Raw genomic sequence first — 23,188 nt, 5'->3', positions numbered from 1 at the left:
GAGCCTGTCACCCTGAGCCCGTCGAAGGGTCGCGCGCAGAGGCCTTACCCACCATGCTTCGACAGGCTACCCATGACAGCCTCTTTACCCCGCAAAGCTCCTCGCCTTCATTAATACTTTATCCAATCCGCTTACATCACTGCCACCCGCGGTAGCAAAAAACGGCTGACCGCCGCCTCCGCCTTTAACTTCCTTAGCCAGCTCTTTTACGATGTTACCGGCATGCAGGCCTTTTTCCTTCACCAGGTTTTCGGCAATCATTACGGTAATGCTTGGTTTACCATCGAAATCAGCAACCAGCACCAGGAACAGGTTTGAAACTATGTCCTTAAGCTGATAAGCCAGATTTTTAACTGCATCGGCATTGGGCAGGGCTACTTTTTGGGCGATGAAATTAATATCGCCGATGGCTTCGGCCTTTTGAGCCAGCTCAGTTTTTAAGCCTGATGATTTTTCAAGGATCGATTTTTCGATCTCCTTTTTCAGTTTAGCGTTTTCGTCCAACAATCCCTCAACGCTTTTTGAAAGGTCTTTTGGATTCTTAAGCAGTTCTTTTAACTGGTTAACCAAAGCATTTTGGGTAACGATATATTTTTCGGCAGCAACACCGGTAATAGCCTCAATACGGCGAACACCGGCAGCTACCGCACTTTCGGCAATAATTTTAAAGAAACCAATTTGCCCGGTAGCTTTCACATGCGTACCGCCACAAAGCTCCTTGCTGAAGTTATCATCAAAAGTGATCACACGTACATACTCGCTATATTTTTCACCAAACAAAGCAGTTACACCACTGCTGATGGCTTCGGCATAGAGTACACTGCGCTCTTCCTTGAGCGGAATATTTTCGCGTACCTTTTGATTTACGATGGCCTCGATCTGCGCCAGCTCTTCATCGGTAACTTTGGCAAAGTGCGAAAAATCAAACCTTAAGTAATCGGCATTCACCAATGAACCTTTTTGGTTTACATGGCTACCCAAAACCTGTTTCATTGCAGCATGCAACAAGTGCGTAGCCGAGTGGTTACCGTTGGTTTGGCTGCGTAGAGCAGGATCAACAATAGCAGTTAAGGCATCGTCAATATCCTGCGGCAATTTATCGGTAAAATGAACTATCAGTCCGTTCTCCTTTTTCGTATCTGTAACCAGGATGATCTCCCCATCAGGGAAAACCAGTTCGCCCTTATCCCCTACCTGGCCACCGCTTTCGGCGTAGAAAGGCGTTTTATCCAATACCAGCTGGTATTGTTCCTTACCCTTAGCGGTTACCTTACGGTATTTTACAATATGGGCGATACTCTCGGTCTCGTCATAACCGGTAAACTCAACCGATTCATCACCTTTTAGTACGATCCAATCGCCGGTATCAATAGCGGTGGCAGCGCGGGAGCGTTCCTTTTGCTTAATTAGCTCCTCATTAAATTTTTTTATATCTACAGTCCATCCTATTTCACGAGCCATTAAGTCGGTTAAGTCTATAGGAAACCCATCTGTATCAGACAGCTCAAAAGCAAATTCACCGACAATCATTTTCGGATTTCCGTCGTGGTTATCATAAAGTTTCCCACTTACAGGAAATGAAACTGTCTTACCATAAGTTGAGGGAGTAGAAAAACGTTCATTTTGCTTTTTTACATATTCGTTAAACTTATTAATACCGCTTCCCAAAGTCCGTAAAAATGAAACCTCCTCTTCCAAAATCACTTTTTGCACAAAATCCTTTTGCTCAAAAAGATTATTGAATACTCCCTTAAACTGTTCCGCCAATAATGGTACCAGTTGGTTAAAGAAAGGCTCCTTAAAGCCTAAAGTTTGATAGCTATAACGCACTGCCCTACGTAAGATCCTGCGGATCACATAACCCGCTTTGTTACTTGCGGGCAATTGCCCATCTGCAATAGCAAAGCTTATAGCGCGGATATGATCGGCCAATACGCGCATAGCTACAGCATCATTCCAATCCGCATCACCCGGTTTAGCAGCACTGTTATATTTCTTACCCGATTTTTCGGCAATGAACTGAATCATTGGTTGAAAAACATCGGTATCATAGTTTGATGTTTTGCCCTGCAACACGCGTACCAGACGCTCAAAGCCCATCCCGGTATCCACATGTTTGTTAGGCAACGGTTGCAATACACCACCTTTAAGGCGGTTAAATTGCATAAATACATCGTTCCAGATTTCGATAACCTGGTCATGGTCGGCATTAACTAAAGTGGCGCCGTTTACTTCGGCACGCTCATTATCCGGGCGGCTATCAAAGTGAATCTCCGAACAAGGACCGCACGGACCAGTCTCGCCCATTTCCCAAAAGTTGTCTTTTTTGTTACCACGGAGAATATGATCTTCCGCTACGTACTGCTTCCACAGTTCATAGGTTTCGGAATCTGCTTCAAGGCCTTCCTTTTCGTCACCTTCAAAGTAGGTAACATACAGGCGGTCTTTAGGAAGCTTGTAAACCTCGGTAAGCAGTTCCCAGCTCCAGGCAATGGCTTCTTTTTTAAAGTAGTCGCCAAAGCTCCAGTTACCCAGCATTTCAAACATGGTGTGGTGATAGGTATCGATACCCACCTCTTCCAAATCGTTGTGCTTGCCAGATACACGTAAACAACGCTGCGTATCCGCCACGCGCGGGGCTTTCGGGGCCGCCTCGCCTAAAAATATATCTTTAAACTGGTTCATCCCCGCGTTGGTAAACATCAGGGTTGGGTCGTTTTTAATTACAATTGGAGCCGAAGGAACGATGGTGTGTCCCTTTGAAACAAAAAAATCAAGAAAAGCCTGTCGTATTTCGGTAGCAGTCATAGGAAGCAAAGGTAAATAATAGTCGGGAAGTCAGAAAGTCCGGAAGTCGGAAAGTAAAAAAGGAATTACCGCGAGAGATTTCTGTCTCCTCAGGGTCTCTCGCAGAGGACCCTGAGGTATTCGCAATGCAATTTCATAGTTTTACAGAAAGGCGAAAGTTAAACCACGTAATAAAAGCGGCCAAGGTTGAAATCGACACAATTTATGACTTCAGGGTCCTCTACGAGAGACCCTGAAGGGACGATAAGATAGGATTTTCAATTATTTCGGATATCGGATTTTCGATTTCGGATTTATTTATTGATTACAGTTGATTTACCCTCCCATTCATCGATACAATTAAACAATTTATCTTATTTGGTGTAAATTTGTTTATGGAAACTTTAAGAGTTGATATTCAAAACGAACAGGAGAAACGAGTGCTCCTGGCTTTTCTTGATAGTTTGGACTATAATTACCGCATAGATAATGAAAGCGATGCCGTGCTTGAACAACAAGCTAAAGACATGGCCAGCCGCAAAGCCGATTTTTTAGCAGGCAAAGCCTCCTCCCTACCCTGGAGCGAAACCAAATAGCCATACGATACAGATTTAGCGGACATAAAAAATAATTGCTGGTGCAATTATAGAGACTGTTGAAAAAGAGTCCGGATGTTGTATCCGGACTCTTTTTCAACAGCTATTAACTTTTTTTCTCAAATAGTATTTTCTGCGCGTTGAATCCCGCTGAAGCGTCAATCACCTCGCTAAGGAGCGGCCAGTTTTCTGCTTTTTCAAAATTATTATTGTAAACACGTGTTATCACAATAGTTACAACATTACCGTTAAGGGTTGCTTCTGACGAAAACGAACCGGTTTTATTAGTCTTTTTTGCTGCTATTTCCTCCAGCCCTTTGGCTGTATATCCCTGTGGCACAGCAATGTTTATGGTGTATTTAAAACTACGGGAACATGGCATATACACGTCATAAGTGCGTTTTCGTTCTTTTTCTTCCAGTTTGTAAAACGATCCTGCAAGTTTACCGGCGTCAATAATATAATTATTGCCCGCTTTTTTTACCAGATTATCCAATACAAATGATTCCGAATACTGAAAAACCGGACTGCTATTATCAAGAGCGGCATTAATAATTTTACAATCTGTAACCTGGGTTGGCTCCTGCTCGTACTGGGCTTTTATTTCAGACGTAAATTTCTTTACTGACTTTGACTCATCATCCGAAAACGCGTAGCTGAAATCATCACGCAGTTTTTTTGTTTCGGGGTTTTCTGCCAATCGTTTTTCCAGCTTTTCACTCTTAGATAATTCCATAAGGATGTTATCAATATCAACTACCGGCAGTAAACGTAACTGATCATCATGCCTCATCAAACCTGTTTGTTTAACCAACCTCTGTATCTTTATCTTTTGCATATTGGTCGGCAAAAGCGATACCTTAATGTCTTCATTTATATTATTAATAGCGGCCTGCATTACGGGCAAAACTGCTGTACCTTCAGTAAACGAATATTTGGTTGAACTTTCCCGCTTAGGAGTAAGCACAATCACTTTTTCACCCTGAAAGCGTTGAGGTATCTCATTAAAGTGAGTTGCGGCGTCATCAAAAAACATATATAGCGGCTTTGTATCGTTTATGCGGATGCAGGCGTCAAAATCACTATAGTTAAAGATATTATCGAGTGTATTAGCATTACGCGAACAAACCAACAATACGTCATGATCAATTTTCAGATCATTTAAAGCCATGCTCATAACAACCGTATTAAACTTTGAGGACATACGACGATAATTGATTTCATCAACTTTGCCAACATCATCCTTACTATAACTACCAAAAACCATTCCCTTCCTGATATTGTAAAGCACCTTCATAGCGCTATCAAGCGGTACAGCTTTAATGTTCTTTTTGCCGTCGAAATATTTTTTTAAACGGTCAACAACATTGCTGAAGTAAGGAATGTCCCGTTCGGTAAAAGTGCCTTCAAAAATTGCCTTATTGGCCTGCAACCTATCAGCAGCGCTTTCACCTGCTTTACCACCCGAAACAAACTTTACAAAACCCATGGTGTGTGAACTGCTGATTTCGATATAAGGGAACTGACGAAACTTGGAAGTCCAAAATTCACTGGAATACTTGGCCTGATCTCTGACCTTCAAACTGTATATCTGGTCGCCTGCTGCGTTCGTACTTATATTAAACTGCGGGGCGCCATTTGCACAAATATGCTTTACATTATCTTTTTTTGAATATTGAAAATCGTAGCTGCTGTATAAAACAGGATACTCGCCGGCCAATACAAAAACCATATCGTTATCAGCAAAATTATCGGTACTTGCATTTTCGTTTACGTCGACAGTGCTCACGTAATAATCAAGTATATCACCAACCTGCAAATCGGATATGGCAAGTTTACTCACCTGATCTTTCTTTTCATTTTTTATCAGAACTTCTTCGCTTGTGTTTACCACAACTTCTTTGCCGCTTGGCTTAATGATCTTAGCCCCAATGTAGGTGTCATGTGTCATGAAAAATTTAGCGCTCAAAATATGTACGCTTTCATCAAGACGTTTTTGGTAAGATATAGTTGAAAAATCTTCAAGTGCTGATTTGTCGTTTATCTTAACCCGTTCGTGAAAAGTGGTAAGCTTGAGTGCCCGAGTTGTTGATGACGCCGTGATGATCATAAATTTAAATTTATTGGTCAGCGATCTTTGCATGCTGTATGATTTGGCAAAAACCACGGCGCTTTCATTACTTAAATTAACAGGCACCTTTGTGGTTGCAAATTCAGGCACGGTTGTCCCCCAAACCTCCTTCTGAATTTCGGCTGCTTTTTCCGCGTAGGTTTGGTTATTGTTTTGCGCACCCGCGGTCATAGCAAACAGAGGAAAGAAAAATAATAAACGTAATGTTTTTTTCATTGTGATACAGGTTTTATAACTAAATTTTCGTTGTAAGCTTTATTCAAGAGTTCAATATCCTGGTTCCATTGCGAAAAATTTGCCTTTGTAAGCAGCGTGTTCTTTATGAGCAACGTTTTTTTATAAGTGATTTTTCCGGGCGAACTGATGTAAGTGATATAAAACTCATACCCCGGCCTGGATATGTTAACGCCGGGCGGTATGCTTGCAGCTTTATAACCTGGCGGCAGCGTGAGTTCGGTCTCGGTTGCAATCTGATCTTTTCTTGAAAACCAGTAATCATTTTTTTGCTCATCAATAGCTATGACAGCCCCCGAAAGCTCTTTACGGTTATCCAGATCAATATAATACTCTTTACCAAAAGCAGATATTCCACTTTTACGGTCAACATCATACCCGGCATTTAAATCTTTGTCGGCATTGCTTGTACTACTTAAAACAAGGTTATTGATGGCATAATCGGTATTACCCGCAGCAAGATAATGTTTCATAACATCTTCGACATTTTCATGCTTAATGCTATTTATTCCAGCTAATACTGCTTCTTTATCCTCTCCTTTCCAAACGTTGCTCACTTTACCGGCAAGGCTTGCTCCATTTATATGGAGTTTGCTTATTTCGCTGCTTACATTTTGCTGAGGTTGCGCGTATGGTATTTTACCGAGAATATACTTATCACCATCTTCCATTAAAACCTGTCTGCCTTGTATCCTTTCAGCATATTCATTAATACCTATATAGGTTTCAGTGGCATCAAGATAGTAGATTTTGCCTTTATAAGGCAACCCGCAAATCATATGATTATCAACTGCCATTGAGGGTGTTTGATAATCATAAGCAATATGTTTTGTACCCAGCCAGCAAAGCCGGGCATCAAAGCCTGCAGATACAAGCAGGGCCTTGGTCAGGTTGGCCATTCCCTTACAGTCACCATATTTTTTTCTTAGCACCTCGTCGGCTTTTTCAGGTTTAAAACCTGCTATGCCATCTTCAAATGCTATATATCTGATGTTGTCCTGAACATAATAAAATATGGCTTTTATTTTATCTAAATCATTAGTTAACCCTGCAGTGAGCTCATTACTTTTAGTACGTAACAGCGCGGGGTCGCCGGCCACATCCTTTACTAACTCGTGGTACCATGCATAAAGATCGGCAAGAGTATTGAAATAAGTAAATTGTTTACTCCCTACAATCGCCGATTTACACATGATGAGCAAATGCGGATATACGTAGGTTGGGCCCGGACCATGCAATTCCTTTTTCATTGCCGGGATATTAGTAAACTTATATGTTATAATATCGGCATCATTGCTGCTGTTATAAACGGTACTTTTTTTAATATTAAAATCATTAAAATTAAACTCCTTAATATCCACCTTCATCCAGCGCGGAATTTCGATACTAACTTCGCCTTGTTGGACCGGCAGGTTATCAGCAAAATAAATATTGGTAAAATAGCGGGGATCATTAACGGTTTCTTCAAAAGTAACATTGCCAATACTTCCTTTTTTTGCCAGATCGAGCGTAAAGTAACACAACCGTTCGTCCGAATAAAAAATATCATTATTGCTGTAATAAGTATACTCAGGTTTAAAACCGCGAGGAGTGCGGCCGTCAACTTTGCAGGTTATATCATCAATAGAGATATTGTTGTTGTAAAATTCAGATACCGTGTAATTAACCTGGTAAGCACTACTGGTGTAGATATTATTAAGTTTCTGGATGATCTCTACACGGTTATCTTTGCTGTTCCAATTAAACCGAAACTCATTTTTCAAGGAGGTTATGGTTACAGCCGAATCAACTTCGAGGGCACTTAACCGCATAGTACATAACACACACAGCGTGTATGTTATCAATAGTTTAATAGTCATAAGGTTATTAGAGCCATAAATATATAATTATATGGATCAGATTCAAAGAAAATTCCGAAATCGAAATTCCCAATTCCGAAATCAAATAGATACATTTGTATTATGCCGTATAAAGAACGTGAGATAAGCAAGATGTACTACACCATGGGCGAGGTATCGGCCATGTTTGATGTTAATCAGTCGCTTATACGTTTTTATGAAAAAGAGTTTGATGTTCTGCAACCCAAGAAAAACAAAAAAGGCAACCGGTATTTCACCCCCGAAGACATTGAAAACTTTAAGATCATCTTCCACCTCATCCGTGATAAGGGCTACACTTTAAACGGAGCAAAAGATCATCTTAAAAACAACATGGGCGATACCAGGGATAACCAGCGCGTTATTGATTCTCTCGAAAATCTCAAAAAATTCCTGCTTGAGGTACGCGACCAGTTGTAATCTTCCGCATAAAAACTATCTTTATTTCTAAAATACCGTCGGGTTAACCTATAACCATGCTGTCACCTGCTATAACAATCTGTAAGATATATGATCGCTAACCACAAGGGCGAGATCCCGGTTGTTATTTTACTGATTCCTTTTTTATTGGGTATAAGCGTTGGGATCAATTTAAGGTCTGCCGCTTATTTAATGCCGTTGGCTATTGGGTTTGCCAGTCTGCTGATATTATTTCTGCTGCTTAATTTTTATTACAGCCGTTTTAAAGTTTATAAAAGGCGGTGGCTTGGCGGAATCATCATTCACTTGTTATTGTTTCTTGCCGGCTGGATAGCTGTCATGAACAATAACGAACTTAATAATTCCGGTCATTTTTCAAAGCTGCCCGCGCAACGGCTGCTTGTACGCATTAATAATGAGCCGCAAATAAAAAACGGGCTGATCCATTTTACGGCAAACGTTGTAGCGAACATCAATCAAAAACATTCCCTCCCGGCAACCGGGACGTTGATGATCACCATAAAAGATAGTGCTGCGGTGCACATGGCTTATGGCGATGAACTGTTGGTCCCCGGTAAATACACTGCTATCGACCCGCCTTTTAACCCTGCCGAGTTTAACTATAAAAAGTACCTGGCACACCAAAACATTTATTACCAGGAGTTTTTATACCCGGGACAATACCGTTTGGTGCAATCACACGCCGGCAATATGTTCATGGCAAATGCACTGGCGCTAAGGCTACAAATGGTTGAAAAGCTAAAAAACCAAATGCACAATCCAAATGCTATAGCCGTAGCCTCCACCTTAATATTAGGTTATAAAGCTGATTTGAGCGAAGATGTGTTGCAGGCCTATTCCAAAACCGGCACCATTCATGTGTTATCGGTTTCCGGCGCTCATGTGGCTATCATTTGGGCTTTGCTGGCATTTATGCTGAATTTCCTGAACAGGTTCGGGCCTGGCAGGGTGATCAAAGCGATCATCATTATTCCTATCATCTGGTATTACGCCATGTTAACTGGTTTTTCACCCGCGGTTTGCCGGGCAGCTGTCATGATCAGCACGGTTATCATCGGTAAAACTTACAACCGGTACATCAACAATTTAAATATCCTGGCTATATCGGCTTTTATATTATTACTTTATAACCCTTTGCTGATAACGGATGTAGGTTTCCAATTGTCATACCTCGCGGTTGCCGGGCTGGTAGTTTTACAACCTGTGGTTTATAAATGGTTTACTTTTTCTAATAAATGGATCGACAAACTATGGGCTTTGTGTTCGGTATCAATAGCTGCACAGGTTATTACGTTCCCGCTGAGCGCTTTTTATTTTCACCAGTTCCCGGTTTATTTTTTGTTTAGCAACCTGTTCATTATCATTCCCACAGCTGTTATTATGTATAGCGGGATCTTTTACCTGCTATTGCCGCAAATCCCCTTTATATCTGCCGGCCTTGCCTGGCTCCTCGAAAAAACCATCCTGCTCATGAACGCTGTACTGGCCTGGTTTGAGCACCTGCCCTTTGCAAGCATCAACAAAATATGGCTTACCGCAACCGAGTACTTGCTGCTTTATGCTATTATCATATGTTTTTTTTACTTTTTGTACGATAGAAAAATATGGCTGCTGAGAGCAGGTATTGCATTGATTTTTTTGTTAGCTGTAAGTATCAGCATAAAAACATACCGCTCATATACAACCAACAGCATCGCCTTTTTAAACCTGCGTAAAAACATGGGGATCATCTTTAAAAACGGTAACCGTGCTATTGTACTAACTAACCTCACTGATACCGACAAAAACTACCATTATTCTATCCAACCCTATCTTGATAGTTGTAAAATAAACGACATCTCTTTGTATCAACCTAATCAGGATATCCGATCTGGCTTTTTACGAAAACAGGATAATTTTATTCAATTTCGAAATCGGTCGATAGCTGTTGTGAACAAAGATTATGCGGATACCATATCCGCGATAAAACAAAAAACCGACTACCTATACATAACCGGGAACCCTAAAATTCCGCTTGCTATTATTAATAAAAATCACGAATATCATAATATAATTATTGATGCCACCAATGCCCCTAAAACCGTACAATTTATTGCTGATCAGGCACGTGCCCTGCATGGCAATTATGTAATATTAAAACGTAACAAATCGTTCATAACGGCATCTAATTGAAAAACATATTAAACTACTTATCTAAAAATTTGTCTTTTAATTATTAAAAATTAATTTGGCATTAAATCAAACTCAAAACATGAACATTAAAATTTTCAATGTTGCCTTAGGCCTTGCCCTTACCGCAACAGCTATCAGCGCAAACGCCCAAAAAGCTTACAAAGAGGGCGTGGTAACTATTTCAACGGCTATGCAGGGGCAACAGGTTGAAGCTAAAAGTTATTTCCGCGCCGATTCGGCCGCTATGCAATTTACTACAGGGCCCGCTACCATAAAAATATTAACCGATGCCGACGGTAAATCATTAGTTGTAATGGTTGATGTACCTGTTGCGTCTATCAAGAAAGCTGCGGTTGCTACTCCTGATGAGGTTGACCAGGCTATGGCTTCATTACCAACTCTTACCTTTGCTCCCGGTACCGAAACTAAAGTTATTTCGGGTTTTAACTGCAAAAAAGTGGTAGCTACAGATGCAAAAGCCAACAAAACTTATGATATCTGGGTAACTAATGATGTTACTGTACCTGTAACTGCTATTGCTAAATACTACCGCGCTGTTGGTGGTTTCCCGGTACAATACACCTCATTTTCACAAGGTCAAAGCACCGAGGTTACTGTTAAAAGTATTACCGAACAAAAAAACCCTGCCGGTACATTCGGGATCCCTGCTGATTTTGAAAAGATCACCCTGGATGACCTGAAAGCTATGAGCGGCGGCAGATAATCGAATATTTCATTAACAATTCATTAAAGGTTCCTTAACATTGTGGCAAAATACTATTTTTGTTACCCCAATGTTAAAGAACCTTTTTAGCTTTTTCAGATTCTTCATCTTTTGGATCGCTTTTTTCGCAATTACGAGAGCGACATTTGAGATCTATTTTCTGCACAAGCTGGATCACGCCCGCATCGGGGAAATCCTTCAAACGTTTTTCTGGGGCTTAAGGCTTGACGTATCGGCAACAGCATATATCTGTATCATTCCCATCCTTGTATTTGCCATCAACTGGTTTATCCCAAAGGTTAGAATAAAACCCATCTGGCTAAAAGTATATGTTTGGTTTTGCTTGTTCTGCATTTCGTTGAATACGGTACTTAACTTTAATATTTTCCGTGAATGGGGCACCAAAGTTAGTTTCAGGGTGTTTACTTCGTTTTATCACGCACCTTCAGAAGCAATCGCATCAAGTGGATCATCGCCGGTGGGTAAATGTATTTTTATCGGGATTGCCTTACTGGCCACCGGTATAATGCTATCTCATTTCATCATCAATTATCAGTTTAAAAAGCCTGATGTCCGGCCAAGCCTTAAAGTTTCGCTTACCACATTGCTGCTTTTTGTAAACTTTGTGATGATGCGCGGCGGTTTGCAAGCTAAGCCGGTAAGCCAGAACTCTGCTTATTTCTCCGAAAAGCAAATCCTCAACCAGAGTGCCCTCAACACCGAGTGGAACCTCTTTAACAATGTATTTGAAAATTTGCGCCCGCTTTACAATCCCTATCTATACGACCGCCCGGATGAGGCCGCAAAAACCGTTGAAGAATTATATAATGTTAAAGGCAATTCAACAGAACAAATCCTGACTATCAGCCGCCCAAACATTGTAATCATCCAAATGGAAAGCTATACAGCCGACGTGATAGAATCATTAGGAGGAGATAAAGGCGTAGCGCCAAACTTTGAAAAGTTCATTAAAAACGGACTGTTCTTTAACAACATTTATGCCTCAGGCGATCGTACCGACAAGGGTATTGTAGCTCTCCTGAGTGGCTTCCCGTCACAGGCAATCCGTACCATAATCAGCGATACGCTTAAACATAAAAAACTTCCGGCTTTATCTGCATCGTTTAAAGATGCAGGCTATGAAACCGCTTATTTTTATGGTGGCAAAAGTAATTATATGAATTTTGATAAGTTCATGACTTCACATAATATCGATCATATTATCGACGAGGCCAGCTTTGATAACAGCCATATAAAAACACAATGGGGTGTTTATGACGATGACCTGCTTACCCGAAACCTGCAATATTTGGCCCGTCAAAAACAGCCGTTCTTTAACTATGTACAAACATCATCCAATCATGAGCCTTTTGTACTACCTGTTAAGCACCATTTTAATGATGACGCTGATGTAAGTAATAAATTCAGAAGCACAGCCTATTTTACCGATTCATGCCTGAACGCTTATTTTGAGCAGGCCAGAAAACAAGCCTGGTATAAAAACACACTGTTTATCCTGGTGGCCGATCACGGTCACCGCCTGCCGCGTAATACAGCCGAGGCTTACGACCCGGCTAAATACCATATACCTCTTTTGTTTTTCGGCGATGTGATCAAGCCCGAATATCGTGGTAAAAAAAACAGTAAACTGGGCGGACAAACAGACCTCGCAGCTACCCTGCTGGCTCAGTTAGGTATGCCACATAATCAGTTTAAGTGGTCGAAAGATCTCTTGAATTCCAATAGTAAAGAGTTTGCTTTTTTTGATTGGGATAATGGGTTCGGTTTTATGCAGCCGGGGCAGGCTGTTTCATATGATAACGCCGGCCGCACCATGATCTATAACAGCAAACCAAATGCTGATAAAAATGCTACTGAAGCGGCGATTGCTTGTGGTAAAGCTTATTTGCAGCAGGTGTTTACGGAGTATATGGGGTATTAAAGTTTATTCATGTCATTGCGAGGAGGAACGACGAAGCAATGTCGTAGCTATACAGAGCCGTTCAGCTTCAGTGCGATTGCCGCGCTACGCTCGCAATGACAGATTTTTTATTCCTTACAAAGCCAATTCTTTACCCAACTGCTCAACCCATTGATTAAACAGTTTGGTTTCAAATTCAACAGCTTTTTGAGCGTGCAGTTCCCAATCGGGCGAGAAATGCTGCAGCTGGTTGATCATCTCTTCCAAGTGGCCTTCTTCCTCTAAAATGATCGATTTTACGTTTACTTTGCTACCTGCTTCGTCAAGGGCATCCTGGTAAATTGGATAAAGTTCATCGGCACGTACCTCAATAGCGTAGGTAACCAACAGGTAAGCTGCAAAACGGAGCTCAGCGCCTTTCAGGTTCAGCTCACTTTTTAAATAACGGCAAACATCCACATCCAACTGATTTAAATAATACTTGCTTGAGCCCGGGGCCAGCAGGTATTCGGCAGCGTAGGTTGGTAACGTTACACCCGTTTTTTCCAGTTGCTTTTTAAGGTAAAAGGCATGACGGTGCTCTTCGGCAGCGTGCTTTAATATAATGTAAGTAACCGTAAGCGGGTCTTCACTGGCCGAAATCTTGCGTGCGCCGGTATTTTCCATTAACGATAATGTGTTTAACCAGCGTGAATGAAGTTCGTTATCGGCTATTATAGTAGGTAGTATTTTGTTCAGCATAATTTATAATTCTTCAAGAGCCTGCTCAATTTTGCTGTAAACATAACTGAGTTGCTCATTAGTAATGCAATATGGCGGTAAAATATAAATAACGTTTCCCAGGGGGCGCAATATGATCCCCGCGGATAAAAAATAATGGTACAGCTTATCCCTGAGCGAACTGAAGTATGAGGTATTATCGCCGGTTTCCCACTCCATGGCCAGTATAGTGCCTGTTTGCCTCACGGTTTTTATTTTAGGGTGATTGCGGATCTTATCGGCAAAGGCAGTATGAGCGGCTTTGATCCTGGCAATGTTCTCTGCCGTTTCGGGTTGTTGAAACAGATCCAGGCTGGCCAATGCCGAAGCACATGCTATCGGGTTGGCCGTAAACGAATGCCCGTGGAAAAGGGTTTTCAACTTATCATCCGATAAAAAGGCATCATAAATTTGCTGCGTACAGGTAGTTAAGCCCAGCGCCATCGTGCCGCCTGTAAGTCCTTTGGAGAAACACATGATATCCGGCTCAACATTTACATGATTCGTGGCGAAAGGTTTGCCTGTACGCCCGAAGCCGGTGAAAACTTCATCGGCAATCAGCATCACTTCTTCCTCACGACAGTGGGCCATCAATTCATTCAAATACTCAGCCTCATACATGATCATCCCTGCCGAGCCCTGCACCAATGGTTCAAAAACAAAGCAGGCCGTCTGAGATTTGAGATCTGAGATCTGAGATTTGAGGCTTTCTATATTTTCTACGTTGGGTATATCTATAAAATCTACCTCGAATAGTAAGCTGTCAAAAGCTTTAGTGAATGCACTGCGGCCACTTACGGCCATCGCGCCGAATGTATCGCCGTGGTAAGCATTATTAAAAGCGATGATCTTGGTGCGCTGATCGCCTTTATTAAGCCAGTATTGCAGGCACATTTTTATAGCAACCTCAACAGCGGTTGAACCGTTATCTGAATAAAAAGCTTTTTTTTGGTTGGCCGGCAAAATTGCTAACAGCCGTTCCGCCAATTCAACGGCGCCTTCATGGGTAAAACCTGCAAATATCACATGTTCCAGTTTGTGAAGCTGCTCTGATACCTTTTGGGCAATATAAGGATGCGCATGCCCGTGAATGTTTACCCACCATGACGATACTGAATCAATGTATTGTTTTCCTTCTTCATCAAATAACAGTGCCCCTTCGCCACGTACAATACCTACAGGCGGCTGCGCGGTTTTCATTTGGGTATAGGGGTGCCATATTACTTTTAAATCCCTTTCGGTAAGGTTCATAGTTCGTTCTGTAAAAGTTCAACCACACGTTTATCTGTCGGAAATTCAAAGTCGGCCACACTAAGCGCGGTAAGTGGCACCCATCTAAAAGCCTGCAACACCTCTCCTTCCCCATCAAAATCAAAGGCAACAGCCTTTATGTTCAAATTAACCGGAGTAATGCTTCGCACTAAATAATATACACTGATAACCTGCGAATTATTGAAGGCCGATTTTACGGCAAAATCAGTGGTGTAAAAATGGCCTACAACTTCAATCTCAATATTACACTCTTCCATAAACTCGCGTTTAAGCCCGTCAATCAGGCCCTCACCAAGTTCCAGGCCTCCGCCCGGGAACTTTGAAAAACGCACACCGTATTCCTGTTCATCGCTTATGAGCAATTCATCATCATCGTTCAGCAGCAGACCGTAAACCCTTACATTAAAGTATTCCATTATTCAAAGTGTTTTTTATTACGTACAACCTTTTCCATTGTCCAGGCTATTGTTTCGTTTTTTGCTTCCGACCGGATAGGGCAATTGGGCATACTGCAGTAGTGGCAGCAATTGGGTACACAAGGGTCAGCATGAATAAAAAGCTCCGTTTTTATGCCCATATCGTTATTTATCATCTTATCAACCAATGATATTTCAGTATGTACTGTATTCAGATCAAAATAGTTGGGCAGCGTCATGTGACAGTCGATATGCAGCTCATGTCCATATTTCTGCGCGCGCAAATTGTGTACATCTATCCAGGCCTCACGGCGTTTTTCACTTAAAACGTTCACGATCCCGGTCACTACCTGAAAATCTGCCTCATCCATTAATCCCCCTACCGATTTACGAACCAATTTGTAACTACTGTACACTATATATAAGCCAACCAATATAGATAATGCACTATCGAGCCATAAAATCCTGGTAAATTCAATTAACAATAAACCTACCACCAGGCCTACGCTGGTAACGGTATCGGCCAGCAAATGACGACCGTCGGCATCAAGGGTGATGGAACGAAGCTCTTTGCCCTTACGGATCATATAATAACCCAACACGCCGTTAATGGCTCCGGTTGCCGCTATAATAATAGCACCGGTAAACAGGTCATGGATAATGTTGGGAAAGAAAAAGCTGTAAACCGATTTTACAATGATGATGCACCCGGCAATGCCGATAAGTGATCCTTCTATAAAAACCGAAAAAAACTCCACCTTGCCGTGGCCGTAAGGATGGTTTTCATCTCGTGGCAGGGCCGAGAGGTAGATACTGTAAAAGGCAAATGAGCTTGCAATTACATTTACAATACTTTCGGCGGCATCGGTAAGTACAAAATTGGAGGCTGTTAAAAAGTAGGCGCCAAATTTCGCCAGCATCAGCACAATCCCCGTTATAAGCGAAATTAAAATGATCCTTTTTTGTTGATTCAAAGCAAGGGTGGTATTAGGCCGCAAATTTAAAAAATAACAAGCGTAAGTAGCAGTAAAGTTATTTTCTATATTTGCCGCGATAACATAATTTATATGAGCGCATTAAGTACCCGGATACAAAACCTGTCCGAATCTGCAACGATTAAAATGGCCAAACTGGGCCGTGAACTTGCCGCTAAAGGTGTCGACGTGATCAGCCTTAGCTTTGGTGAACCTGATTTTCATACCCCTGAACACATCAAGGAAGCCGCCAAGCAGGCCATGGACAAGAACTTTACCTACTACACACCAGTAGCAGGCTACCCTGAACTTCGTAAAGCCGTAGTTGCCAAGCTGAAGAACGAGAACAATCTTGATTATGATGCTGCCGACATAGTTGTTTCAACAGGTGCCAAGCAGGCTATCGCTAACGCGGTATTGTGTTTGGTTAACCCAGGCGAAGAAGTAATTATCCCTACTCCTTACTGGGTTTCATACAGTGAAGTAGTTAAATTGGCCGAAGGTAAAAGCGTTTTCATTAACACTACCGTTGATACTAACTTCAAAATCACCCCCGAGCAATTAGAGGCAGCCATCACTCCTAATACCAAGTTGTTCATGTTTTCATCGCCATGTAACCCTACCGGCAGTGTTTACACTAAAGATGAACTTGAAGGTTTAGCTAAGGTATTCGAAAAACATCCACATGTTTATATCCTGAGCGATGAGATCTACGAACACATCAACTTTGTTGACAAACACGAGTCTATCGCGCAATTTGACTATATCAAAGATCGTGTGGTTATCATCAACGGCTGGTCGAAAGCCTTTGCCATGACCGGCTGGCGTATTGGCTACACAGCCAGCACTAAAGAATTGGCCGCCGCATTTGATAAAATGCAAGGCCAGGTAACTTCCGGTACCTGTTCAATTACTCAGCGTGCCGGCATAGCCGCTTACGAAGGGGGTTTGGAAAGTGTGCTTGAAATGCGCGCCGCATTCAAAAAACGCCGTGATATTGTTTATAAATTACTGAGTGAAATAGAAGGTATTAAAGTAAACCTGCCAGATGGAGCGTTCTACTTTTTCCCTAACGTTACCTCTTTCTTTGGTAAAAGCTACAACGGACGCGTGATCAATGACTCTGACCATTTAAGCTTGTACCTGCTTGAAGAAGGCCACGTAGCCACCGTGGGCGGCGATTCATTCGGTGATCCTTCTTCAATCCGTTTATCATATGCCACGGCCGAAGACAAACTGATTGAGGCTATGAGAAGGTTAAAAGAAGCGTTGGGTAAATTGGCATAATAAACTGAACCTTGATTTTTAGGATTTGAGGATTATCAGGATATTAATTGTCTGCACAGCAAAATCAATCCTATAAATCCGGTAAATCCCCGCAAATCCCGGTTCAGAAATAAAAAATCCGCTTGCTGTTGGCAAGCGGATTTTTTTGTTTAAGTATATTAAAAATTACAATCCAAATCCATAAGCTAAACGTAAGCCAACCAGGCCATAGTTATTGCTTTGTCCCGAGAAGTTTTCATAACGCACACCAATATCCCATGATTTGGTGGCATAACCTAAGCCAGGAGAAAGGATAAGTTTAGTATTCTTTTCACCCCCCGCAATTGGTGGGTGAACTTCAAAACCGGCACCCACTTCGCCTGCGAAATAAAAGCCATCGCCAACAAAAGCTTTAATACCGGCTTTTACCGGAATTATGCCTAAAGACCTGCCTTTAACTGTAACTGTAGTTGTTGACGTAGAGTTGGAAAATGATGAAGTATAGGTTTTACCAAAAAAATTGTAATAACCCGAGGTAAGTGTAAGGGCTAAATCATTACTTACACCATATTGCAAACGAGCAGTACCGCCTAACTCAAATTTTGAAATGTCGTGAGCGTTACCTGTTGGGATACCTGCTTCCAGGCCTACCCCAAAGCGTAGTGCGTTCGCTGGTGTAGTTTGAGCTTTAACATTTGTTCCGATGAAGATAGCCACCGCAGTAAACGCCGAAGCTATCATTTTAGTCATTGTTTTCATAGTTGTGTTTTTTAGTCAAATTCTACAATGTTGATTTTTTTAATTTTCCATTGTATTAACTCCTCCTTAACAAATACTTTGCCATTATTGGCATCATTCACTATCCAGGATATTATTTAAACCAATAAAACAACCGCGTTTAATCCAATCACACACGGCTTAATAATTGAAAATCAATATTATTTAAAGCGATGAGGTCAATACAAAATAATGACCGTTTAATATACTTTATGATGAATAGTTTTATAAAAAACTGCCCTGCATAAGCATCAAAAGTGTCTACTAACACCTAATTTCGAGCGCATAAATGGTTAAATAGCCAGGTGTAGCAGTATACCAAACCTGTCGGAAAGTAAAAAAGAGAGACTTGCGCCTCTCTTTTTACAAAACTTTAACAATTATTATACCTCCGGTCCGTGCTTTTTAGGATCATAATTTTTTTCAAGCTCGGCAAGTTTTTCCTTACCGTAAGCCATTTTAGTGATCAGGTAAAATAAAACCGGTACTATAAATATAGCCAATGATGTAGCAGTAAGCATTCCCCCAAACACCGTCCAGCCTATGGTTTTACGGGCTTCAGCACCGGCGCCCGATGCAACCATCAACGGACCTACACCTAATATAAATGCCATCGACGTCATGATGATTGGCCTTAAACGTAGCCGGACAGCCTCGAGCGTAGCTTTTTCCAATTCCATGCCTGCGTCTACACGTTCCTTGGCAAACTCTACGATCAGGATGGCGTTTTTGGCCGCCAAACCAATCAGCGTTATCAAACCAATTTGTGCATAAACGTTGTTAGTAAGATCAGGCCAGAAAGTAAGGAACAATATGGCACCAAATGCACCCAGGGGCACTGACAATAACACAGAGAACGGTACCGACCAGCTTTCATACAAAGCAGCCAGGAACAGGAACACGAATCCTATTGACAGTGCAAATATATATACCGTTTTTGACCCGGATAATAACTCCTCACGGCTCAGGCCCGAAAACTCGTAACCGTAACCTTGCGGCAATACCTGCGCGGCTGTCTCTTTCAAAGCGGTAATAGCATCACCACTACTATACCCCGGCTTGGTACTACCGTTAATCTCGGCCGAACGGAACAGGTTATAGTGCGATATCAACGGTGAGTTTTCAATTACCTTATATGATGTAAGTGTGCTCAATGGCACCATGGCTCCTGATGAATTACGCACAAAATACTGTCCTATGTTTTGCACATTGGTACGATAACTGGTATCGGCCTGGGCTACTACCCTGAAGTTACGACCATAAATGGTAAAGTCGTTGATATAGGTACTACCCAAATAGGTTTGCAGCGCATTGTTCACGTCAGATATTGCTACACCAAGCTTTTTAGATTTCTCTCTGTCTATCGTTAACTGGTAAGCAGGCGTACTGGCAGTAAAGAACGAGAAGGCCCTTGCTATCTCTTTACGCTGATTAATTGCGCCAAGGAACGTTCGGAGCGTTTTCTCAAATACCTTAATGTCGCCACCTGCCTGTTTCTCTTCTAATATAAACGAGAAACCTCCTGTACTACCCAACCCCGGAATTGCCGGTGGCTGGATCACCACAACATTGGCTTCCTTATACTTACCGAGCTTTTGGTTTAACCGTGCAACAAGCGCTGTTATCTGCTGCGACTTTTCTTTACGCTCATCCCAAGGTTTCAACTGCACGAATATGGTTGCACTATTTGATTTACTTGCAAAGCTGATGGCATTCAAACCACCCAACGCCGCGTAATGGGCTATTTCCGGCACGCTATCAAGCGTTCTCATCATGTTGTGCAACACATCAACAGTACGGCCGGTTGCTGAAGCCTCGGGTAAATCAAAAGTGATATAAACACGGCCATCATCTTCCAGCGGGATAAAACCAGATGGTTTACTTCTGAATAAAAGTATCGCGCCTATAATGATACACACCAGCAGAATGATAATGTATCTTGAGTTTTTAATGCTTTTATCAACTGTGTTTCGATATTTACCGGTTACGCGGGTAAACCAGGTATTGAATTTAAAGAAAAACTTATTTAAGCCACGAGAGCTTTCATCTATCTTATGCGGCCTTAATATCAACGTACACAATGCAGGTGTTAATGATAGTGCAACAAAAGCTGATATCAATACAGATATGGCAATGGTGATCGCAAACTGTTGATACAATCGCCCTACTATACCCGGCACAAAGCCTACCGGCACAAACACTGCAGCCAGGATCAGCGCGATGGCTATTACGGGGGCCGAGATATCGGCCATAGCGTGCTGGGTGGCTTCTTTAGGTGTCATACCCTCCTCATCCATATAATGCTGTACAGCCTCAACCACCACAATAGCATCATCCACCACAATACCAATAGCCAGTACGAAACCAAATAACGTTAACGTATTGATAGTAAAGTTAAGCGGAATAAAGAAAATGAACGTACCAATAATTGATACCGGAATAGCCAGTACCGGAATGAGGGTTGTGCGCCAGCTTTGTAAAAACAGGAATACTACAATAATAACCAGTACAAGTGCAATAACCAGCGTTTCGATAACCTCGCTTACCGAAACCTTTACCACGGTTATGGCCTCAAAAGGAACTACGTAATCTATATCTTTAGGAAAGCTCTTTTTAAGCTCATTCATAGTAGCGTATACATTATCGGCAGTTTCAAGCGAGTTACTGTTCGGGGCCTGGTACACCAGCAGATAAGATGCCCTTTTACCATCAACAAATGAGTTACCTGAGTAGTTGAATTTACCCAGCTCAATCCTGGCAACATCTTTTAAGTGTACTATGCCCCCATTGTTAGGCTGGGTTTTAACAACCACATTACCAAATTCTTCCGGCTTCTCTAAACGGCCTTTTACAATAACCGAATACTCAAATGTCTGTCCTTTTAACTGAGGTGTAGCACCTACTGTACCGGCGGCAACCTGCGCGTTTTGCTCCTGCAGGGCACTGGTTACATCCGCAGCGCTCATACCTAACGCAGCAAGTTTATCCGGGTTAAGCCAGATGCGCATACTAAAATCATCGGCACGTGTAACAACGTCACCTACTCCTTTGGTACGCAAAATAGCATCCTTTATAAATACGTTGGTGTAGTTATCAGTAAAAGTGACATCATGGGTGCCTTTAGGACTAAACATGGCCACAAGCATCAGAATACTTGGGTTACGTTTACGTACTACCATACCCAAACGCTGTACCTCCTGCGGTAAAGTTGGTAAAGCAATACCTACACGGTTTTGCACGTCGAGGGCTGCAATGTTAATATCAGTACCAACATCAAAGTTAACCGTCATGCTCATTTGCCCGTTGCTGCTGCTGTTACTTTGCAGGTAGGTCATGCCGGGTACGCCGTTTACCTGCACCTCAACCGGGGTAGCTACCGTTTGCTCAACTGTTAACGCATCAGCACCGACATAGTTACCGCTAACTGACACGGTTGGAGGTGTAATATCAGGGTACTGGCCTATAGGCAGGCTGGATATTGACAGGATGCCCACTATTAATATCACCAGGGATATTACAATGGCGGTAACCGGTCGTTTTATAAAAGTATCTGCGATCATTCTTTCTCTATATTAAGTTTTCCAGGGTAGATGCGCCCCTTCTTCGGCTTAAAATTTTTCCTGTTGATATAAATTTATTTTTTGGGTGCTGCTCCGGCCGGCGTGGCTGTTCCGGTAGTGACCCTACCACCATCGCGCAAACGCTGGAAGCCGTCGGTAATCACTTTATCGCCTTGTTTTATTCCATCCATTATCACTACGTCGCTGTTAATGCGCGGCCCTAATTTCACCTTTACCTGTTTTGCTATCGTATCGCGCCTGTCTTTAACTGTTTTATCAGCTGCGGTATCTTTAACAACTGTATCTCTTGTTGCGAAAACAAAAAACTCGCCCATTTGCTCAGTTACTGCCTTGTAAGGGATTTGTACCCGCTGGCCCGATTGGCTGTTCAGCACCTGCAGAACACAGCTCATGCCATCCTTAAGCACGTCATCCTCGTTCGGAAACTGGATCCTTACCCTAATGCTGCCGGTTTGATTGCTAACCCCTCTGTCAATCGCCAATACTTTACCTGTCTTGTTGTATTTGCTTCCGTCGGGTAGCACCAGTTTAAAGGTACTGTCGGTACTTGATTTTTGAAGACCATAAAAGCGGTTGATATCCTGCTCGTTGATCACAACATCAACACCGATAGGATGCTCGGCAGATATTGTGTTCATCAATGTGGTACCTGCTGCTACCTGTGTTCCAAGCCTCACTTGCGAGATCCCTATTCGCCCCGTAAAAGGCGCGGTAATGGTGGCATATGATAAATCGGTACGGGCCGACTCAAGCGCGGCTTTGGCTACCGCAACCTGGCTTTTATTAGTTTCGTAGGTAGCCTGTGCCTGATCAACTGTCTGACGGGCAATCGCATCGCTCTTAAGCAGCATGTTATACCTGTCAATGTCTTTTTGCGCTTTAACCAAATTGGCTTCGGCGCTTAGCACATTAGCTTTGGCCTGGTCAAAAGCAGCCTGGTATTTGCGTTTATCTATTTCATACAATACTTTGCCCTTCTGCACAACATCGCCTTCTTTAAAAAATATACCCGTTACAAAACCCGGTACCTGGCTGCGCAGTTCGACAGTGTTCACCGAAACCACAATACCCTGGTATTTATCATAGTATACTGCTTCGGCTGTTTTAGCGTCGGCAAGGTATACTGGGGTTGGGGGCATGGCCGCCGGCCCGCCCTTTTGAGGTTTACCGCATGATGCCCATGTTAAAAGTGCTGCAGGGGCTAACCAATATATATATGTATGTTTCATGTAGAATAGGTTGTTCGTGTGTTGCTGTAGT

At 42.3% G+C, this 23,188-nt stretch carries 16 protein-coding genes; 6 read left to right on the top strand and 10 right to left on the bottom strand.

Going from position 1 to position 23,188, the window contains the following annotated elements; translation table 11 throughout:
* Nucleotides 1-84: 84 nt before the first annotated feature.
* The gene (gene alaS, locus BLS28_RS00295; protein ID WP_091162156.1) at nt 85-2,808 is read right to left on the bottom strand and encodes an alanine--tRNA ligase; all 2,724 of its coding nucleotides are present in this window, start codon (nt 2,806-2,808) and stop codon (nt 85-87) included.
* Between the two features lie 374 nt (nt 2,809-3,182).
* Here alaS and BLS28_RS00290 point away from each other — a divergent pair, with 374 nt between their 5' ends.
* Nucleotides 3,183-3,383: a hypothetical protein gene (locus BLS28_RS00290; RefSeq protein WP_091162154.1), complete on the top strand. Its 201-nt coding sequence runs from the start codon at nt 3,183-3,185 to the stop codon at nt 3,381-3,383.
* Nucleotides 3,384-3,489: 106 nt separating this feature from the next.
* On the opposite strand, the gene BLS28_RS00285 is transcribed toward BLS28_RS00290, so the two are convergent.
* Together BLS28_RS00285 and BLS28_RS00280 are read right to left on the bottom strand one after the other, a co-directional pair.
* Entirely contained in the window at nt 3,490-5,730 is a 2,241-nt protein-coding gene (locus BLS28_RS00285; protein ID WP_091162152.1) for a DUF3858 domain-containing protein, read from the bottom strand.
* Nucleotides 5,727-7,607 carry a transglutaminase-like domain-containing protein gene (locus BLS28_RS00280; protein ID WP_091162150.1) on the bottom strand — a complete coding sequence of 627 codons (1,881 nt, stop codon included), beginning with the start codon at nt 7,605-7,607 and terminating at the stop codon, nt 5,727-5,729. The genes BLS28_RS00285 and BLS28_RS00280 overlap by 4 nt, the downstream gene beginning before the upstream one ends.
* A gap of 102 nt (nt 7,608-7,709) precedes the next feature.
* Here BLS28_RS00280 and BLS28_RS00275 point away from each other — a divergent pair, with 102 nt between their 5' ends.
* The 4 genes from BLS28_RS00275 to BLS28_RS00260 all read left to right on the top strand — a co-directional run bounded on the left by BLS28_RS00275 (nt 7,710) and on the right by BLS28_RS00260 (nt 12,904).
* The gene (locus tag BLS28_RS00275) at nt 7,710-8,045 is read left to right on the top strand and encodes a MerR family transcriptional regulator (RefSeq protein WP_091162148.1); all 336 of its coding nucleotides are present in this window, start codon (nt 7,710-7,712) and stop codon (nt 8,043-8,045) included.
* Nucleotides 8,046-8,135: 90 nt separating this feature from the next.
* Nucleotides 8,136-10,238, top strand: a complete 2,103-nt coding sequence (locus tag BLS28_RS00270) for a ComEC/Rec2 family competence protein (protein WP_091162146.1) — start codon at nt 8,136-8,138, stop codon at nt 10,236-10,238.
* A 79-nt stretch (nt 10,239-10,317) separates the two neighbouring features.
* Nucleotides 10,318-10,962 carry a DUF4412 domain-containing protein gene (locus tag BLS28_RS00265; protein ID WP_091162144.1) on the top strand — a complete coding sequence of 215 codons (645 nt, stop codon included), beginning with the start codon at nt 10,318-10,320 and terminating at the stop codon, nt 10,960-10,962.
* A 70-nt stretch (nt 10,963-11,032) separates the two neighbouring features.
* Nucleotides 11,033-12,904 carry an LTA synthase family protein gene (locus BLS28_RS00260; RefSeq protein WP_091162142.1) on the top strand — a complete coding sequence of 624 codons (1,872 nt, stop codon included), beginning with the start codon at nt 11,033-11,035 and terminating at the stop codon, nt 12,902-12,904.
* Nucleotides 12,905-13,018: 114 nt separating this feature from the next.
* Here BLS28_RS00260 and BLS28_RS00255 read toward each other — a convergent pair whose 3' ends face one another.
* From BLS28_RS00255 to BLS28_RS00240, 4 genes are read right to left on the bottom strand one after another with little or no spacing between them, the layout of a single operon-like run.
* A complete protein-coding gene (locus BLS28_RS00255) occupies nt 13,019-13,624 on the bottom strand; it encodes a hypothetical protein (RefSeq protein WP_218134323.1) in 606 nt (201 codons plus the stop codon).
* Nucleotides 13,625-13,627: 3 nt separating this feature from the next.
* Nucleotides 13,628-14,893, bottom strand: a complete 1,266-nt coding sequence (bioA, locus tag BLS28_RS00250) for an adenosylmethionine--8-amino-7-oxononanoate transaminase (protein ID WP_091162140.1) — start codon at nt 14,891-14,893, stop codon at nt 13,628-13,630.
* Nucleotides 14,890-15,330 (bottom strand): NUDIX domain-containing protein, encoded by a 441-nt coding sequence (locus tag BLS28_RS00245; RefSeq protein WP_091162137.1) that lies wholly within the window; start codon nt 15,328-15,330, stop codon nt 14,890-14,892. The genes bioA and BLS28_RS00245 overlap by 4 nt, the downstream gene beginning before the upstream one ends.
* Nucleotides 15,330-16,304: a cation diffusion facilitator family transporter gene (locus BLS28_RS00240; RefSeq protein WP_091162900.1), complete on the bottom strand. Its 975-nt coding sequence runs from the start codon at nt 16,302-16,304 to the stop codon at nt 15,330-15,332. Before BLS28_RS00240 ends, BLS28_RS00245 begins: the two co-directional genes overlap by 1 nt.
* 93 nt (nt 16,305-16,397) lie before the next feature.
* Here BLS28_RS00240 and BLS28_RS00235 point away from each other — a divergent pair, with 93 nt between their 5' ends.
* Nucleotides 16,398-17,591 carry a pyridoxal phosphate-dependent aminotransferase gene (locus tag BLS28_RS00235; RefSeq protein WP_176844328.1) on the top strand — a complete coding sequence of 398 codons (1,194 nt, stop codon included), beginning with the start codon at nt 16,398-16,400 and terminating at the stop codon, nt 17,589-17,591.
* A gap of 165 nt (nt 17,592-17,756) precedes the next feature.
* Here BLS28_RS00235 and BLS28_RS00230 read toward each other — a convergent pair whose 3' ends face one another.
* The 3 genes from BLS28_RS00230 to BLS28_RS00220 all read right to left on the bottom strand — a co-directional run bounded on the left by BLS28_RS00230 (nt 17,757) and on the right by BLS28_RS00220 (nt 23,157).
* Nucleotides 17,757-18,329, bottom strand: coding sequence for a hypothetical protein (locus tag BLS28_RS00230; RefSeq protein WP_090526363.1), 573 nt, complete (start codon nt 18,327-18,329; stop codon nt 17,757-17,759).
* 401 nt (nt 18,330-18,730) lie between these two features.
* Nucleotides 18,731-21,907 carry an efflux RND transporter permease subunit gene (locus BLS28_RS00225; RefSeq protein ID WP_091162135.1) on the bottom strand — a complete coding sequence of 1,059 codons (3,177 nt, stop codon included), beginning with the start codon at nt 21,905-21,907 and terminating at the stop codon, nt 18,731-18,733.
* 74 nt (nt 21,908-21,981) lie between these two features.
* A complete protein-coding gene (locus BLS28_RS00220; protein WP_091162134.1) occupies nt 21,982-23,157 on the bottom strand; it encodes an efflux RND transporter periplasmic adaptor subunit in 1,176 nt (391 codons plus the stop codon).
* Nucleotides 23,158-23,188 lie beyond the last annotated feature (31 nt).

Source organism: Mucilaginibacter gossypii (genome assembly GCF_900100945.1).
GTDB classification, from domain to species: domain Bacteria; phylum Bacteroidota; class Bacteroidia; order Sphingobacteriales; family Sphingobacteriaceae; genus Mucilaginibacter; species Mucilaginibacter gossypii.
The sequence above is the reverse complement of the archived record's forward strand: the minus strand, read 5'-3'. Positions and strand labels throughout refer to the sequence as shown.

Bases quoted from the DNA above. Each gene is read 5' to 3' on its own strand.
- alaS (WP_091162156.1), bottom strand. From the start codon at position 2,808: ATGACTGCTACCGAAATACGACAGGCTTTTCTTGATTTTTTTGTTTCA.
- BLS28_RS00290 (WP_091162154.1), top strand. From the start codon at position 3,183: ATGGAAACTTTAAGAGTTGATATTCAAAACGAACAGGAGAAACGAGTG.
- BLS28_RS00285 (WP_091162152.1), bottom strand. From the start codon at position 5,730: ATGAAAAAAACATTACGTTTATTATTTTTCTTTCCTCTGTTTGCTATG.
- BLS28_RS00280 (WP_091162150.1), bottom strand. From the start codon at position 7,607: ATGACTATTAAACTATTGATAACATACACGCTGTGTGTGTTATGTACT.
- BLS28_RS00275 (WP_091162148.1), top strand. From the start codon at position 7,710: ATGCCGTATAAAGAACGTGAGATAAGCAAGATGTACTACACCATGGGC.
- BLS28_RS00270 (WP_091162146.1), top strand. From the start codon at position 8,136: ATGATCGCTAACCACAAGGGCGAGATCCCGGTTGTTATTTTACTGATT.
- BLS28_RS00265 (WP_091162144.1), top strand. From the start codon at position 10,318: ATGAACATTAAAATTTTCAATGTTGCCTTAGGCCTTGCCCTTACCGCA.
- BLS28_RS00260 (WP_091162142.1), top strand. From the start codon at position 11,033: ATGTTAAAGAACCTTTTTAGCTTTTTCAGATTCTTCATCTTTTGGATC.
- BLS28_RS00255 (WP_218134323.1), bottom strand. From the start codon at position 13,624: ATGCTGAACAAAATACTACCTACTATAATAGCCGATAACGAACTTCAT.
- bioA (WP_091162140.1), bottom strand. From the start codon at position 14,893: ATGAACCTTACCGAAAGGGATTTAAAAGTAATATGGCACCCCTATACC.
- BLS28_RS00245 (WP_091162137.1), bottom strand. From the start codon at position 15,330: ATGGAATACTTTAATGTAAGGGTTTACGGTCTGCTGCTGAACGATGAT.
- BLS28_RS00235 (WP_176844328.1), top strand. From the start codon at position 16,398: ATGAGCGCATTAAGTACCCGGATACAAAACCTGTCCGAATCTGCAACG.
- BLS28_RS00230 (WP_090526363.1), bottom strand. From the start codon at position 18,329: ATGAAAACAATGACTAAAATGATAGCTTCGGCGTTTACTGCGGTGGCT.
- BLS28_RS00225 (WP_091162135.1), bottom strand. From the start codon at position 21,907: ATGATCGCAGATACTTTTATAAAACGACCGGTTACCGCCATTGTAATA.
- BLS28_RS00220 (WP_091162134.1), bottom strand. From the start codon at position 23,157: ATGAAACATACATATATATATTGGTTAGCCCCTGCAGCACTTTTAACA.